Origin of the sequence: Bifidobacterium sp. UBA744 (assembly GCA_002298605.1) — a bacterium.
Classification (GTDB): domain Bacteria; phylum Actinomycetota; class Actinomycetes; order Actinomycetales; family Bifidobacteriaceae; genus Bifidobacterium.
Window position 1 is genome coordinate 1 of record DBKS01000059.1, and the last position, 12875, is coordinate 12875.

Annotated in this window: 14 protein-coding genes and 1 pseudogene; 9 read left to right on the forward strand and 6 right to left on the reverse strand. The window is 61.6% G+C overall.

What is annotated here, in order from left to right:
- Nucleotides 1-103 precede the first annotated feature (103 nt).
- A complete protein-coding gene (locus B2994_RS06560) occupies nucleotides 104-1432 on the reverse strand; it encodes a polysaccharide deacetylase family protein (protein WP_291527569.1) in 1329 nt (442 codons plus the stop codon).
- A 235-nt stretch (nucleotides 1433-1667) separates the two neighbouring features.
- On the opposite strand from B2994_RS06560, the gene B2994_RS06565 reads away from it, so the two are divergent.
- The 6 genes from B2994_RS06565 to B2994_RS06590 all read left to right on the forward strand — a co-directional run bounded on the left by B2994_RS06565 (nucleotide 1668) and on the right by B2994_RS06590 (nucleotide 7682).
- The gene (locus B2994_RS06565) at nucleotides 1668-2969 is read left to right on the forward strand and encodes an adenylosuccinate synthase (RefSeq protein ID WP_291527570.1); all 1302 of its coding nucleotides are present in this window, start codon (nucleotides 1668-1670) and stop codon (nucleotides 2967-2969) included.
- Nucleotides 2970-3001: 32 nt separating this feature from the next.
- Nucleotides 3002-4069, forward strand: a complete 1068-nt coding sequence (locus tag B2994_RS06570) for a fluoride efflux transporter FluC (RefSeq protein WP_291527571.1) — start codon at nucleotides 3002-3004, stop codon at nucleotides 4067-4069.
- Nucleotides 4066-4440 (forward strand): fluoride efflux transporter FluC, encoded by a 375-nt coding sequence (locus B2994_RS06575; protein WP_291527572.1) that lies wholly within the window; start codon nucleotides 4066-4068, stop codon nucleotides 4438-4440. Before B2994_RS06570 ends, B2994_RS06575 begins: the two co-directional genes overlap by 4 nt.
- 90 nt (nucleotides 4441-4530) lie before the next feature.
- Nucleotides 4531-5442 carry a lysophospholipid acyltransferase family protein gene (locus B2994_RS06580; RefSeq protein WP_291527573.1) on the forward strand — a complete coding sequence of 304 codons (912 nt, stop codon included), beginning with the start codon at nucleotides 4531-4533 and terminating at the stop codon, nucleotides 5440-5442.
- Between the two features lie 6 nt (nucleotides 5443-5448).
- Nucleotides 5449-6447 carry an NAD(P)H-dependent glycerol-3-phosphate dehydrogenase gene (locus tag B2994_RS06585; protein WP_291527574.1) on the forward strand — a complete coding sequence of 333 codons (999 nt, stop codon included), beginning with the start codon at nucleotides 5449-5451 and terminating at the stop codon, nucleotides 6445-6447.
- 95 nt (nucleotides 6448-6542) lie between these two features.
- Complete coding sequence (locus B2994_RS06590) at nucleotides 6543-7682, forward strand: D-alanine--D-alanine ligase family protein (RefSeq protein ID WP_291527575.1); 1140 nt, start codon at nucleotides 6543-6545, stop codon at nucleotides 7680-7682.
- Nucleotides 7683-7740: 58 nt separating this feature from the next.
- On the opposite strand, the gene B2994_RS06595 is transcribed toward B2994_RS06590, so the two are convergent.
- Entirely contained in the window at nucleotides 7741-8517 is a 777-nt protein-coding gene (locus tag B2994_RS06595) for a mechanosensitive ion channel family protein (RefSeq protein ID WP_414630658.1), read from the reverse strand.
- Between the two features lie 101 nt (nucleotides 8518-8618).
- Between B2994_RS06595 and B2994_RS06600 the strand changes: the two genes are divergently transcribed.
- Complete coding sequence (locus B2994_RS06600; RefSeq protein WP_291527577.1) at nucleotides 8619-9497, forward strand: aldo/keto reductase; 879 nt, start codon at nucleotides 8619-8621, stop codon at nucleotides 9495-9497.
- Nucleotides 9498-9583: 86 nt separating this feature from the next.
- On the opposite strand, the gene B2994_RS06605 is transcribed toward B2994_RS06600, so the two are convergent.
- Both B2994_RS06605 and B2994_RS06610 read right to left on the reverse strand, forming a co-directional pair.
- On the reverse strand, nucleotides 9584-9799 hold the full coding sequence (locus B2994_RS06605) for a hypothetical protein (protein ID WP_291527578.1): 216 nt from the start codon (nucleotides 9797-9799) through the stop codon (nucleotides 9584-9586).
- A 23-nt stretch (nucleotides 9800-9822) separates the two neighbouring features.
- Entirely contained in the window at nucleotides 9823-10200 is a 378-nt protein-coding gene (locus B2994_RS06610) for a GntR family transcriptional regulator (RefSeq protein WP_291527579.1), read from the reverse strand.
- Nucleotides 10201-10394: 194 nt separating this feature from the next.
- Here B2994_RS06610 and B2994_RS06615 point away from each other — a divergent pair, with 194 nt between their 5' ends.
- Nucleotides 10395-10943, forward strand: coding sequence for an NADPH-dependent FMN reductase (locus B2994_RS06615; protein WP_291527580.1), 549 nt, complete (start codon nucleotides 10395-10397; stop codon nucleotides 10941-10943).
- 103 nt (nucleotides 10944-11046) lie between these two features.
- Nucleotides 11047-12378 (forward strand): amidohydrolase family protein, encoded by a 1332-nt coding sequence (locus B2994_RS06620; protein ID WP_291527581.1) that lies wholly within the window; start codon nucleotides 11047-11049, stop codon nucleotides 12376-12378.
- On the opposite strand, the pseudogene B2994_RS07590 reads toward B2994_RS06620, so the two are convergent.
- Both B2994_RS07590 and B2994_RS06625 read right to left on the reverse strand, forming a co-directional pair.
- A pseudogene (locus B2994_RS07590) lies at nucleotides 12341-12484 on the reverse strand (MFS transporter); the annotation flags it as partial. The gene B2994_RS06620 and the pseudogene B2994_RS07590 sit on opposite strands and share 38 nt — an antisense overlap.
- A gap of 123 nt (nucleotides 12485-12607) precedes the next feature.
- On the reverse strand, nucleotides 12608-12875 hold a 268-nt coding region (locus B2994_RS06625; RefSeq protein WP_291527582.1), incomplete at its 5' end, for a DUF2442 domain-containing protein.

A 12875-nucleotide genomic window follows, 5' to 3' on the forward strand; every position in this document is an offset into this window, starting at 1 on the left:
GACTCCCGTCATCCGCTCCACTTGTGTTACGCCATTGACCCATGGATCCTGTCGGGAAAGCGACAGATTCCATGGGTCAATGTGTTTGTTGAGGACTGGGCGATCAGTTTTGGGGAGGAAGTTCTCCCTTGATGGCCCAATCGGGGAAGCGCTGCTCGGTGTCCATCGCCATGAGCTCGCTGACGGTGACGAATTCGTAGCCCTGCGCCTTCAGGTCATCAATAATGCCGGGCAGCGCGTCGACATCCTGCTGGCGATTGCCGCCACCGGTATGCATCAGCACGATCGCGCCGCTATAGGCGTGGCTCATCACCGCGTCGTGAATGGCCTGCGCGCCGGGAAGCTTCCAGTCAAGCGTATCGATATCCCATAGCACGTTGGTGGAGATCAGGTCGCCTGCGCGGTCCCAATCCTGATTGGTGAAGGCTCCGTAGGGGGAGCGGAACATGCGGGAGTTGGAACCCGCCTTGGCGTTGTTGTCGAAACTGGATTGCAGCTCGGCACGCAGGGCTTCCGTGCTCATCTTGGGCATATTCGGGTGGGTGTTGGAATGGTTGCCCACCTGATGGCCCTCGTCGATCATGCGCTGCACCACATTGGGCATTTCGGCGGCTTGCACGCCGATGTTGAAGAAGGTGACGTGTATGCCTTTCTCCTTGAAAATGTCAAGCATCGGTTCGGTGTATTGGCTTGGCCCGTCGTCGAAGGTCAGGGCGATGACCTTCTTGTCGGATGGCACCTTGGGCGTGAGGGCGGTGGTCTGCTCGTCGACCGGCTGCTTGGTGACGCCCTTGTCCACGACTTCGCCGGAACGCTTTCCCACCCACGTCTCCTTGGTGCCGTCGGTGCCGGGCAGATGGAGCTGAATGGTGCCTCCGGTGACGATATTGGTGTCCTTTTTGCCGTGGGGGACGGTCTCGGTTTTCACGTCGTGGTCTTCGGTGGCGTCGCCGCCGTTGGTGAGCGTGATCTGGTCCTGCTCCTTGAGATGCGTGGATGTCAGCTCGTTGGTGGGAACTTCGCTGCCGTTGAGTTCCACCTTGACCGGGTCGCCGCCCTGGACATCGATGACTTTGCCGGTGAGCGAGATCAATTTGCCCGGGTTCTTGCCGAAGTAGGCGTTGTCGCTGAGGATTTTCCCGAGGCTGTCGCCCGCACGGACGGTGGTGACCTTGCTGTCGATGAACACGGGGTATGAGCGCAGATTGTTGTACCAGTACCAGCCGGCGCCGTATCCGCCGGCACCCAGTGCCAGCAGCGCGGCCAGTACTGCCGCCACGATTGTGCCGATGCGCTTTCCCCCGGGGAATCGGCTATGCTGCGAGCCGTAGGCGCTGCCGTTGAAGTTCAGTTCCGGAATGTCCTGGTCGGATACGTTCGCGAGCTGATCGTTCATGGCTTCGTCGTTCTGTGCGTCATCGCGGTTCTCCATGCTGAATCCCTTTCCTTCCACTGGGTTTTATTCTATGGCTTTCCCGTGCGTCGCGGAGCATGGTGCGCGGTCGTTTTGCGGCCGTTTGCCTCTATGTGGGTGGCGGAGGTCTGGACGGGTGGCTCCAAGCCCGGCCATGATGTCGGTTTATGCCGCCCGGGCCGGCGGTTTAGGGCGTGGAGTAGTCTGTGGAGCGGCGAAAAATCGGCGCATACTTCATCGGCGGAGGTCAAATATGCCAGGAATCGTGTTAATCGGCGCACAATGGGGCGATGAAGGCAAAGGCAAGGCCACGGATCTCATCGGCACCAAAGTGGATTATGTGGCCCGTTTCAACGGCGGCAACAATGCCGGTCATACGGTGGTCGTCGGCAACGAGTCCTACGCGCTGCATCTGCTGCCTTCCGGCATCATCTCCCCGAATGTGACCCCGGTGATCGGCAATGGCGTGGTGGTGGACGTCGAGGTGCTCTTTGAGGAGATCGACGGATTGCAGGCCCGCGGTGTGGACTGCTCGCGCCTGAAGGTGAGTGAAGCCGCGCATATCATCGCACCGTATCACCGCGTGATCGACAAGGTCACCGAACGCTTCCTCGGCAAGCATAAGATCGGCACCACCGGTCGCGGCATCGGCCCGGCCTATGCGGACAAGATCAATCGCGTGGGCATTCGCGTGCATGATTTGTTCAACGCCGACCATCTGCACGACAAGGTGGAGGCGAGCCTGCATCAGAAGAACCAGATGCTGGTCAAGTTGTACAATCGTCGCCCGGTCGATGTGGACGCCACCACCGAAGAACTGCTGAAGCTCGGCGAGCGTCTCAAGCCGTATGTGGCCAACACCGGCCTGCTGCTCAACCAGGCGCTTGACGAAGGCAAGACGGTGCTGTTCGAAGGCGGCCAGGCCACGATGCTTGATGTGGACCATGGCACCTATCCGTTCGTCACGTCCTCCAATCCGACTGCTGGCGGCGCGTGCACCGGCACCGGCGTCGGGCCGACCAAGATCAGCCGTGTGATTGGCGTGGCCAAGGCTTATGTGACCCGTGTTGGCGAGGGCCCGTTCCCCACCGAGCAGTTTGGTGAGCGTGGGGACTGGCTGCGCGCCCAGGGTCATGAATATGGCGTGACGACTGGCCGCCCGCGTCGTTGCGGATGGTTCGACGCGGTGGTGACGCGCTATGCCAGCCAAGTCAACGGTCTGACCGACCTGGTGCTCACCAAGCTCGATGTGCTGACCGGTTTGAAGGAGATCCCGGTTTGCGTGGCGTATGAGGTCGCCAACGCCGATGGCACGGTGACCCGCTACGACGACATGCCCACCGACCAGGCCGCGTTCGCCGCCGCCAAGCCGGTGTATGAGACCATGCCGGGCTGGGACGAGGATATTTCGCAGGTCCATTCCTTCGAGGAGCTGCCGGCCACTTGCCAGGCGTATGTGAAGCGTCTTGAGGAGATCAGCAATTGCCGTATTTCCGCGATTGGCACTGGTCCGCAGCGTGACCACATCATTCAGATCCATTCTCTGATCGACTGATCAGCGTTTTCGCTTCGTATTGGAGGATGCCAATGTCTCGTTCCGCTCACGATCCCCTCGACCCGGAAACCGTCACGCAGACCGCCATTACGCAGGTGGGTTCGCAACCGGGTGGGGTGCACGGAACCCGTTCCGTTTCGCCGTTGGAAGACTGGCTGCTGTATGTGGTGGTGTTTGTCGGCGGCTGCTTCGGCACGGCTTTGAGGTATGGCATGAGTCTGCTGATCCCCCGGCCGCTTGCCGATGCGGGCTTTTTTTCCGCTTTCCATACCGCGACGTTCGCTGCGAATATGATCGCCTGCTGTGTGTACGCGTGGTTGTCGATGATGATGAGTCAGTCTTCGTGGCTGACGCAGCGCACTCGTAGCGTTGTGAGCCATGGCGTTGGCATGGGCATGTGCGGGGGGTTCTCCACGCTGAGCGCCTTGGTGATTGAGGATCTCATGAGTTTCAACGGCGGCGATCTGGCCGGCGTGGTGTTCTACGAGGTGATGAGCTTCGCCTGCGGATTGTTGGCGGCATTTGCCGGATCGAGCCTTGCCGTGCGTATGACCGCCCGTCGCCGGGCCCGTGAAGTCGATGAGACGGTGAATCGGCAAACCACCGTCGAAGAGGCCGATGCGGCCGCCGATGCGTTTTTGGCCGCCCATCCCGCCGAACCGGTGGTGAAGGAGCATGCCGTCACCGACCCTCGGACGGTGCTCGCAGGTCCCGACGCCGGTGATGATACGGTTCCGGACGTGGCCGCCGCATCGGTGCCGTCGCTGGTCTTTCCATCGACTGATGCGGATCCCGTCGTTGAACGGGGGGCCCTGGCCGGTGATCAGGAGATGCTGACTGTTGAGATTCCCGCGGTTGAGATGCGGTCCGTTGCGGCGGGGACAGCTCCGGCTGAGGCCGAACCGGCTTCGGCTGAGAGCGGGACGGAGCCGGAACAGCCGGACCCACTGGAGGAATCGACTCCGGATCAGCCGGGGGACGGTCCGACTCCGGTGCAGGTTCCCCAGGTGGTGGAAAGCGATGGTGACGCCCCGAGTTTCGGACGCATCATCGACGTGGCGAATCAGAACTCGGGTACCGGCGAAGGGTCTGTGGCATGACGTTCCTGTTGATCTGTCTGTGCGGCGGTTTGGGCGCCGTGGCTCGTTTTATCCTCAATACGTCGATTCAGCGCTGGTGGAAGCGGCTGTTCCCCCTATCCACGTTTGTGATCAATGTGATCGCCACGTTCTGCGCTGGTGTCGCTGCCGGCGCGCATGTGGGCATGGCCGTGCCAAACGCCACCTATATGCTGTTCGTAACCGGTTTTCTCGGTGGATTCTCCACGTTCTCAACGGCGATCAACGAGATTGCCTCATTGGCCCGCAACGAGCATTTCGGCATGGCCGGATTGTATTTGGCGGCGACCATGCTGGTGCCGCTTGGGTGCGTGAGTATGGGATGGATCGTCGGGACGTCTTTCGGTGCTTGATCGGCGCGGCATACGCCCGCGTGAGGTGTCATCCGCTTGCTATGTGGCCCATGGAGTCGAAAATACGCCGTCTGCGGCACAATAAGGGTTATGGCATCCAAAGGAAAACCGTCGCCGCGTTCCGCCGTGCGACCGCTGAGTGATGAGCGGGTGGCTGAACTTGCCCGTCGGCATCGGCTCGTAGATCCAACACGGTATTATCCGACCGGTCCGCGCAGGCCGAACACCGCCGAGATCAACGCGCAGAATCCCAAGGCGACCGCCCGTCTGCTGGAAGGCGTGTCGCTTGTGTTCCGTAATCGGTGCAAAGTCAAGGCCTGGGGCTTGGAGAATGTGCCGGAGGCCGGCCCGTTCATCACCGCCGCGTCGCATGTAACCATGTTCGACGTGTTCGTGCCGATGATGAGCCTGTTCCACATGGGTCGCAGACCGCGGTATATGGCCAAGGCGGAGATGGCTTCCTGGCCGGTGATCGGCAAATGGTTCCAGTTGGTGGGCATGCAGCCGGTCGAGCGTCATTCCGGCAAGGCGAAGCAGATCGAAGAGACTTCGGTGAATATTCTCACCTCAGGCCGTCCGCTGACGGTTTGGCCCGAGGGCACGGTGACCCGCGATCCGCAAAAATGGGTGATGAGCATCAAGGAGGGCGTGGGATATATCGCGCTCGAATCGTCCCGCAGACTTGGCGCTGAAGTGCCGCTGTTCTGCGCGTCGACGTGGGGCGCGGCCTCGATTAATCAATGGTGGCCCTGGCCGCGTAAAAACGTGGTGATGTGCTATGACGAACAGTTGCACTACGGTGATTTGTTGGCTGATATGGGTTCCTGGGGCGACGAGCCCCCCGCCGATGCGGTGAACGAGCTGACGGATCGCGTGTTCAAGCGGCTCAATGTGCTGCTTGAGGAGATTCGCGGCGAATCATTCCCGGCCGGCGGCTACTGGGATTATCGCAGCATGAGCCGCAAACCCATTGACATTCATCGCCAAGGCAGTGAGGAGTGATACGGTATGGCCAATGTAACGGTTCTTGGAGCGGGTGCGTGGGGCACCACCTTCGGTCAGGTCTGCGCGGATGCGGGCAACCAGGTGACGATGTGGGCCATCGAGCCCGAGATTGTGGAGGGCATCCGCGACCGGCACTGCAATGAGGTACGTCTGCCGTCCGTGCCACGCCTGCCCGATGCCATGACGGCCACCGGTGACCGCGCCGCAGCGGTTCGCGATGCCGAGATCATCGTGGTCGCGATAGCCGCCCAGGCAGCTCGCAAGGCGTTGGAGTCGTTCCGCGACCTGATCCCGTCGACCGCGATTGTCGTCAGCTTGATGAAGGGCATTGAGCGTGGCACCAACAAGCGCATGGATGAGGTGGTGCGCGAGGCGCTCGGCCTGCCGGAGCATCGTTTTGCGGCGGTGTCCGGACCGAATCTGAGCAAGGAGATCGCCGCGCGCGAACCTTCCGCCACCGTCATCGCCTCGGCCAATCCGTATGCGGCCGCCAAAGTGGCTCAGACCTGCTCCAACAGCTATTTCCACCCGTTCACCTCCAACGATGTCATCGGCTTGGAGATGTGCGGCAGCCTGAAGAATGTGGTGGCGCTCGCCGTGGGCATGGCGCGTGGCGCCGGCTATGGCGAGAACACCGCCGCGATGATCGAAACGCGCGGCCTGGCCGAACTGACCGCCTTGGGCAAGGCCGCCGGTGCCGATCCGAAGACTTTTGCCGGTTTGGCGGGCGTGGGCGATCTGATCGCCACCTGCGGATCTCCGCTGAGCCGCAACTACACGTTCGGTGCGAATCTCGGTAAGGGGCTGTCCGTCGAGGAGGCCACGCGGGTGTCGAACGGCGTGGCCGAGGGCGTGCCGACCACGGATGCCGTGGTGTCGCTGGGTGACCAGCTCAAGGTTCCGACTCCGCTGGCGTTCGCAATGAGCCATGTGCTTCATCAGGGTATTAGTTGTGAGCAGATGTTAAGCGAGTTGTTCGGTACCGAAATCACGGCGGAGTAATCTTAAAACCCGGTGCGTCGGCTGGCTGCGGCTGTCCGGCGAAGACATGGCGATGGCGAGGCGGTCGCCCGAGAACCTGGAGGAGTGGAACGGTTATGGCCAAGAAGCGGATTGTGGTGTTGTATGGCGGGCGTGCGGACGAGCACCCCATCTCGTGCATCTCGACGGCCGGAGTGCTCAACGCCATGGATCTGGACAAGTTCGATCCGATTCCGGTGGGCATTACTCGTGACGGCCAGTGGATTGTGAACGGTGAGGATCCGCGCGGCTGGAACCTGGACGGTGGCTCGCTGCCGAGCGTGGAGGTCACTCCGGGTTCGCGTCAGGTCATGCTTGACATGGCGTTGAAGCAGGACGGTTTCTTCGCCCGCCAGGCCGATGGCGGCACGGTGTCGCTCGGCCATGTCGATGCGGTGCTGCCGGTGCTGCACGGGCCGTATGGCGAGGATGGCACGGTGCAGGGGCTGCTGGAAATGATGGACGTGCCGTATGTGGGATGCGGCGTCTTCGGGTCGGCGGCCTGCATGGACAAGCATTTCACCAAGGTCGTGCTCAATGCCGCCGGTATTCCCACGGCCCCCGGTGTGATGTTCGACACCCGCTCGTTTGATGTCGGTTCGGCATTCGCTGCGAACGCCGACGCGATGCTGGCGGATGTCGAGCGGGCGAAGCTGAGCTACCCGCTGTTTGTGAAGCCTTCCCGCGGAGGCTCGAGTTTTGGCGTGACTAAGGTCGAGCATCCGGGCGATGCCGTCGAGCTGGCCGCCGCGGTGTTTGAAGCCAGCAAGCATGACTGGAAGGTGCTGGTTGAGCAGGGCATTGACGGTCGCGAGGTGGAATGCGCTGTTTTGGCGCCGCATCCGATGGACGAGCCTGCCGCCAGCTGGCCCGGCGAGATTGTGCTGGACCGTCGCAATGACGGTGATGACCAGTTTTATGATTTTGATTCCAAATACACCGATTCCTCGGCCTCGCATGTGGAGGTACCGGCGCATCTGCCACAGGAGACGCTCGAGCGCGTGCGCGAGGTGGCCGTCAAGGCGTTCAAGGCGCTTGAACTCGCCGGGCTGAGCCGTGTGGATACCTTTGTGACGCCTGACGGCACGGTGATGATCAACGAGATCAACACCATGCCCGGCTTCACCCCGATCTCCATGTATCCCAAGGCATGGGAGGCCACTGGCGTGAACTACACCGAATTGATCACGCGTCTGATCGAGGGTGTGCTGCGCTGATCGGATGCGGCGGCCGGGCTTGTGCCCCCCCGCGGCGCAGACGGGCCGCCACATCCGGCTATTCCTGCGGGGCGGCGGCCCGCTGCTCCAGAAAATCGGCGCCGGCCAGTGCTCGAGTGATGCGATCGGACATCGTGGACAGATACACGCCTTCGCGGGCGAACGCCCATACCTCGCCCTCAATGCCATAGGGCGAGAATCCGGTGAATTTCACCATCGGCGTGGTCCCCTCGAGCGCGATATCGTCAGTTGCCGCCCGCACCAGTTCGACGGCCTCCTGCGCGATGCGGTCCGTTGGAAAGCCGGCGCGTGCGGTGAATGGCACTGTTGCCGCCGCCTCATTGGCTGCGGGAATTTTCTTGAGCTCTTTGGTGTTGAGCACGGAATTCGGGATCACCAACTCGTTGCCGTTGCGCTCGCGCACCACGGTGTGACGCCAGTTGATGTCTTTCACCGTTCCCGTGGCGCCGGCGATCGTCACTTCGTCGCCGGGCTGGATCACCTTGCCGAGCATCAGCCCGAAGCCCCCGATGATGTTCGCGATGGTGTCTTTCAAGCCCAGGGACAGGGCGACGCCGCCGACTCCAAGGGCGGTGATAATCGTGTTCGGGTTGATGCCGAACACCGGCTGCAGTACCATGCAGATCGCCACGATCCATATCACCGCGCGCACGATGTTGATGAAAATCGACGCGGTCGGCACGTCGGTGCGGTCAAGCAGACGGCGCATCCATCGTTGCGTGGCATGGTTGGCGGCCACCGCGCACCCCAGCACGATGAGCAGGAAACAAATCTTCGAGGCGTTGCCGCCGAGCCACTGCAATATAACGTCCATATCCGCCATCCTAGTTGCGTTACGTAGAGGTGAAGTATACAGTGGTGGGGTATATATGAGCAGTGCCCCCGATCAACGGTGATGAGGAGACTGAAAGCATAATGGACATCAAGGGATGCGACGAAGTCGCTCGGACGGTGCGTCTTGCCGATGGCAGTGACATGCCATTGCTGGGCATGGGAACATGGCATATGGGGGAGGAGTCGAGTTACGAACGCTCTGAGATCGCCTCGCTGGAAGAGGGGCTGGCGCGGGGCGTCCGGCTGGTCGACACGGCGGAGCTGTATGCTGACGGCGGGGCCGAGCGATTGGTGGGTGCTGCTCTGCGAGATGTGCCTCGCCACAGCGTGTATGTGGTGAGCAAGGTGGTGCCCTCGCATGCCGATGAGGATCATATGCGTGCCAGCTGCCAGGCTTCGCTGGCCCGGCTGGGTTTGGACTATCTGGATCTGTATCTGCTGCATTGGCCGGGCTCGGTGCCGTTGCGCGAGACCGTCGGCTGCATGGAAGCGCTGAGACGCGAGGGATTGATTCGTCGGTGGGGTGTGTCGAATTTCGACGTGGACGATATGCGGCGGCTGTGGGACACTCCCGGCGGTGACGCATGCGTGGTGAACCAAGTGCTGTACCACTTGGATTCGCGCGGTGTGGAGGTAGAGCTTCAGCCCTGGATGAGGCGGCATGGCGTGACGATGATGGCATATTGTCCATTGGCGCAAGGTGGCCGACTGTCGTACGGGATTCTGGGCGATCCGGTCGTGGGCGACGTGGCTCGGCATCATAACGCCACGCCTGCGCAGATCCTGCTTGCGTGGGTGATGCGCGATGGCCAAACCGTGGCGATTCCCAAGGCGTCGACGGTCGAGCATGCGCGGCAGAACGCCGACGCCCCGCACATTGCTTTGACGGCGGAGGATCTGGACATATTGGATGCCCGATTCCCCGCGCCCCGGTCCAAGCCGCCGCTTGACTGGCTGTAAGTCACCAACGGGGGTTGTGGTGGGCGGCGTGTGGGCTGGCGTACATGCCGCCCACCACATCAGCGGCCTGACTAGAGGATTTCTGACTAGAGGATCTTCATCACGACGAAACCGATGCCGAAGAAGAACAGTATGAAGCCGCAGATGCGTGCGAACAGCAGCGTGCCGCGGCTGGGCTCGTTGTAGATGCCCGTCAGCCGGCAGACGATGCCCCACACCCAGTCCGCCGCGAACAGCAGCGCCGATCCCCAGAGCGCCAGCAGCGCGCATGCCACGATCATGGCAATATCAGTTCCGCTCATTCTTGCCTCCCTTGTCGTTTCGATTATTTCGCAGGAACCGTTTCGATATCCCAGCTTGCCGTGATGATGCTGGTGATCGAGGTCAAATCGACGCCTTCCCTATGTGCCGCCTCAATCAGGCATTGGGCGGCCGCCAGCACATCGCATGAGGCGCGTCCATGACGGGCGACTCGTGCGGCTTTGCCGGGGGCGGTGACGATAAGGCCGCGGTTGGCGAGCATATCGTAGGCGTGCCGTACGGTGCCGGTGGCGACGCCGAGGCTGCTGGACATCTGCCGGATCGACGGCAGCGCGTCGTTGTCGGCGAGATCGCCGATCCGGATCAATCCGATGAGCTGTGAGGCGATCTGCTCGCCGGCCGGGACGGCGCTGTGATCGTCAAGCTGAAGCCTAAGGTCCATGCCTCTAACCGTAGCACCTGACTGCTACGGTTGATGCCGCTGATCGTTGCAATACCGCCCTTATCCGCTGAGGGCGGAGTATGTCATATGCGCCGTTGCAGAATATACGCGAGCCCCGCAGTCCATGGCCGGTTGCAAGTCCGGCGGTGCGCAATGGGGAGGATGGTACGGAATATCACAGAGAGGGACATGTCATGTCGAAGATTTTGTTTGTCGTCGGGTCCAAGCACAGGAACGGTTTCAACCAGCAGCTCGCCGATGAGGCCAGGAAACTGATCGGCGATCGCGCCGAAGTGTCGTTCCTCGACTTTTCCGCGGTGCCGTTCTTCGATCAGGATCAGGAATTTCCGGCTCCGGCTTCCGTGAATGAGGTGCGCAAAGCCGTGGTGCTTGCCGACGGCGTGTGGTTCTTCTCCCCGGAATACAACTACAGCTACACCGGCTACCTCAAGAACCTGCTCGACTGGCTCTCCCGCCCGCTCGAGCCGTTCCCGGCCGCATCCTCTTCCGTGCTGGCGGGCAAGAAAGTGGCGATTTCCGCGGTGGCTGGCCCTCGTTCCGCCGGCGCCGGCTCGTTGGCCAAGCTGGCCGAAGTTCTGAGCTACCAGTCCGAGCTGCTGCCTGAGCAGACCGGTGTGGGGCTCGCTCCCGAAGCGTTCGGCACCGGCGACCTCGGCCTGTCCGACGAGGATCGTGCGAAACTCTCCGCCGAAGCCGACGCCTTCCTGAAGTTCATCGCCTGAGCGCTGATTCGAAACAATTCGAAATCTGCATGTTACCGAATCCCTCCCATACTGGGTGTGTCGCAAGCGGCGGGCTGCACGGCATCCTAGGGAAAGGGGAAGCATGATCGCCTATCGTGGAGATGTCCTCTATACGTCCACGTCTGAGCGTTTCACGGTTTTGGAAGACGGCTACGTCATCGTCGGCGATGACGGGAACGTGGTGGATGCGGTCGGCTCGTTGACCGGCGACTATGCGGATATCGCCGTCGTCGATCGCAGGGGATGCCTCATCATCCCCGGGTTCAACGACTTGCACGTCCACGCACCGCAGTATCCGCTCGCCGGGCTCGGTTTCGACTGCGAACTCCTCCCGTGGCTGGAACGATATACATTCCCGGCGGAGGCCACATACTCGGATCCCGAAGTGGCCGACTACTGGTACAAGCGGTTCGTCCGCACAATGTGGAAGGTGGGCACGCTCCGGTTCAGCGCATTCGCCACGCTGCACAATGACGCCACCCTGCACCTCATGGAGCTGTGCCAGGAATCCGGGCTGAAACCGATGGTGGGCAAGGTCAACATGGATCGCAATGCCCCCGACTATCTGGTCGAGGATACGGATGCGAGCCTGGCCGGCACCGAGGAGCTCATCAACAAATCGCGCAAGCTGACCCCGGATGTCGGCTTCATCATCACCCCACGGTTCGTGCCGTCCACGACGACGGCGTTGATGAAGGGATTGGGCGAGCTGGTCGATGCGTACCATGTGCCCGTCCAGTCTCATCTGGACGAGAACCGCGGCGAAGTCGAATGGGTGCGCGAGCTTCACCCGGATATCCCCACCTACGCCGAAGTGTACGAGCGGTACGGGCTCATGCCGGAGAACCGGACCGTCATGGCCCACTGCGTGTGGCTCACCGAGCCTGAACGCAGAATCCTGTGCGATCATAAGGTGTGGCTCGCCCATTGCGCGGAATCAAACCTCAACCTGACCAGCGGCATCATGCCCGTGCGCCGTGACCTCGACTATGGCCTGAAGGTCAGCATTGCCAGCGATGTCGCCGGAGGCCATGAGCCCAACATGAACCGGCATATCGTCAAAAGCATCGAAGCTTCGAAGGCCAAGACCTTTGAAGCCGGCCATGAGCAGGACAAGCCGCTTACTCTGCCGGAGGCGTTCCACATGGCCACGAAAGTCGGCGGGGCGTTTTTCGGCAAGGTAGGATCATTCGAGCCTGGATACGAATTCGACGCCTTGATTATTCGGGAGGACGACAGCCCGTTGGACCTGTCGCCCGAGGAACGGTTGGAACGCTTCATCTACACTGGCGACGACCGTGACATCATGGAACGATACGTTTCGGGACGGAACATCCCCGAACCGTTTGCGGATCGTTCGGCGTGCGCGGGCTCCAGGCTTTCGCGGGATCCGTCTGCAGGGCGAGGAAGATGAGGGCGACGATCAGCAGGATGGCAATGGAGAGCACGCCGGTTGACGCGTTGCCGGTCAGCGAGGTTGTCGTGGCGACGAGGAACGTGCCGATGATCGAGACCGTCTTGGGCGGGAGGCCGTAACGGCAGTACGGAACATTGGAAACAAGCCGTTCCCGCGTAGGGTGATGGCCTCGTTGCGCAAATCGCGTACGCAGGCGCGGCAAATGGGTTGGCTGTTCTTACGTGGTTCAGTGCGCAGGTTCTTGTTGTGGGTGGATGATGTCGTTGTCGGCAATCGGAACGGTGCCGTAGGGGTAGCACAAGTCATAGAGGTTGTTGGTGCCGATGTCGATGCGGCCGTTGTCCCAGGTGAGGATGCCGTGGTCGATGGCGAAGTCGTTGAAAACGGTTTGGTTGCGCAGCGGCTCGTAGACGGGTTTGCCCCATAGTCGCGTGCCGTCGAAGATCCGTGTCTCGCCGTTGGAGAAGGTGACGAGCATCATCCAGTCATTGGTC

What these genes read in the sequence shown, in the direction of transcription:
- B2994_RS06585 (WP_291527574.1), top strand. Translation starts at nt 5,449, where the DNA reads ATGGCCAATGTAACGGTTCTTGGAGCGGGTGCGTGGGGCACCACCTTC.
- B2994_RS06565 (WP_291527570.1), top strand. Translation starts at nt 1,668, where the DNA reads ATGCCAGGAATCGTGTTAATCGGCGCACAATGGGGCGATGAAGGCAAA.
- B2994_RS06590 (WP_291527575.1), top strand. Translation starts at nt 6,543, where the DNA reads ATGGCCAAGAAGCGGATTGTGGTGTTGTATGGCGGGCGTGCGGACGAG.
- B2994_RS06610 (WP_291527579.1), bottom strand. Translation starts at nt 10,200, where the DNA reads ATGGACCTTAGGCTTCAGCTTGACGATCACAGCGCCGTCCCGGCCGGC.
- B2994_RS06595 (WP_414630658.1), bottom strand. Translation starts at nt 8,517, where the DNA reads ATGGACGTTATATTGCAGTGGCTCGGCGGCAACGCCTCGAAGATTTGT.
- B2994_RS06605 (WP_291527578.1), bottom strand. Translation starts at nt 9,799, where the DNA reads ATGAGCGGAACTGATATTGCCATGATCGTGGCATGCGCGCTGCTGGCG.
- B2994_RS06570 (WP_291527571.1), top strand. Translation starts at nt 3,002, where the DNA reads ATGTCTCGTTCCGCTCACGATCCCCTCGACCCGGAAACCGTCACGCAG.
- B2994_RS06600 (WP_291527577.1), top strand. Translation starts at nt 8,619, where the DNA reads ATGGACATCAAGGGATGCGACGAAGTCGCTCGGACGGTGCGTCTTGCC.
- B2994_RS06580 (WP_291527573.1), top strand. Translation starts at nt 4,531, where the DNA reads ATGGCATCCAAAGGAAAACCGTCGCCGCGTTCCGCCGTGCGACCGCTG.
- B2994_RS06575 (WP_291527572.1), top strand. Translation starts at nt 4,066, where the DNA reads ATGACGTTCCTGTTGATCTGTCTGTGCGGCGGTTTGGGCGCCGTGGCT.
- B2994_RS06615 (WP_291527580.1), top strand. Translation starts at nt 10,395, where the DNA reads ATGTCGAAGATTTTGTTTGTCGTCGGGTCCAAGCACAGGAACGGTTTC.
- B2994_RS06560 (WP_291527569.1), bottom strand. Translation starts at nt 1,432, where the DNA reads ATGGAGAACCGCGATGACGCACAGAACGACGAAGCCATGAACGATCAG.
- B2994_RS06620 (WP_291527581.1), top strand. Translation starts at nt 11,047, where the DNA reads ATGATCGCCTATCGTGGAGATGTCCTCTATACGTCCACGTCTGAGCGT.